This is a genomic window from Hydrogenophaga sp., assembly GCF_041633695.1.
Classification (GTDB): domain Bacteria; phylum Pseudomonadota; class Gammaproteobacteria; order Burkholderiales; family Burkholderiaceae_C; genus Hydrogenophaga.
The window spans coordinates 1-1595 of record NZ_JBFJMY010000685.1; the positions used below are offsets into that span (position 1 = coordinate 1).

General features: G+C 63.0%; 2 protein-coding genes. Both read right to left on the reverse strand.

The annotated features are described in order from the left end of the window. The coding region (locus ABYB95_RS23215) for a 2Fe-2S iron-sulfur cluster-binding protein (protein WP_372662639.1) at positions 1 to 734 on the reverse strand (734 nt) is incomplete at its 3' end. Between the two features lie 8 nt (positions 735 to 742). After that, the coding region (locus ABYB95_RS23220; protein ID WP_372662642.1) for a VOC family protein at positions 743 to 1595 on the reverse strand (853 nt) is incomplete at its 5' end.

Consider the following 1595-nt stretch of genomic DNA (forward strand, 5'->3'; position numbering starts at 1 on the left):
CGCCGCCGCCCGCCCCAGAACAAGGTGATGGGGCGGCGGATGCCGCGCTGCAGCGCGTACTCGATGATCGACTTGATGGGCGCAAAGCCGGTGCCCGAGGCCAGCATCACCATGGGCTTGTCGCTTTTCTCGCGCAGAAAGAACGAGCCCAAAGGCATTTCAATGCGCTGCACGTCGCGCACGTGCAGGTGGTTGAACACGAGGTCGGTGAATTTCCCGCCGGGGATCATGCGCACATGCAGCTCCAACTGGCGCACGCCGTCGTTGCTGGGCGCATTGGCCATGGAATAGCTGCGGCGCGTGCCATCGGGCCGCACAAACTCGATGTACTGACCGGCGCGGAACACGGTCGGCTCGTTCATCGGCAGTCCCAGGGTCACGATCATGACGTCGGGGGCGGCCTTTTGCAGCTTGAGAATGCGCACTGGCATGAACTTGGAACGGATCGCATCGCCCGCGTCGATCTCTTGGACGTCGATCACCAGATCGCTCATCGGCTTGGCGCAACACAGCAAGGCATAACCCTGCGCCTTGTCCGCCTCGGACAAGTACTTGGGGTGCACCCCGCCATAGTCCACTTCGCCTTGCACAACTTTGCCGCGGCAGGTTTTGCAAACACCAGAGCGGCAGCTGTAGGGCATGAACAAGCCGCCATCCAGGCCGGCCTTCAAGATGGTGGTGTCGGGCGCACAGCTGTAGCTGTGGCCGGTGGAGTGGATGGTGATGGTATGCAATGGAGGTCCTAATTCGTGCGAAATTCTGGAATGTCGGGCTCGGAACCCCACATGCAGAAGGACTCTTGCTGGAAGGGAAACTGCCTCGGCAGGTAGTCCGGGTCGGTGATCGCACGCACGCCGCTGGAGTACTCGTAGACCACGCCATCCGGTCCTTCAAAATACAAAAACATCGCACCCGAAGTCGGGTGGCGACCCGGGCCAAAAACGATTTTCACGCCCTGGCGCTGCAGGAAGTACCACGAGCGCATGATGTCGTCGATGGATTCGACCTGGTGGTTGATGTGCTGCACCCCGGCATAGGTCGATGGAAACAAGGCCACCTTGTGGTGCACTTCGTCGATCCGCAGCAGCGGCGCCTGCCCGATGCGGTCGCTCACCTTGGCACCCAGCACCTGGGTCCAGAAGCGCTCGTCGCGCACCGCGTCGGTGGTGCGCAAACCCACATGCGAAAAACCGGTGTTGCCGGTGTCGCGTGTCGGGAAAAACCGCACGCCACTGTGGTGCGGCCCCACGACCAGGTCGATGCCGTTGCCGCTGGGGTCCTTGAAGTGGATGAAGGCCTGCACCCGGCGTGCATCGCACTCGTCGGCATTGCCCACATGCACCGGTTGGCCCAGCCGGTCCAGCTCCGCAGCGGCCGCCGACAGCGCCGCTTCGTCCACCAGATCGAAGCCGGTGGTGTGCTCCCGGGGATTGCCATCGAGGTACACCAGCGTGTGGTCGCGGTCGTCGCTGCGAAAGTAGACCTGCTGCCCGTTTTTGGCGTTGCCCACCCGCGCCCCCTCTCGCAGCCCCAGAATTTTGTCCGCGTAGTGCACGGCGCCGGGCAGGTCCGACGTACCCAGTCGGACGTATCGA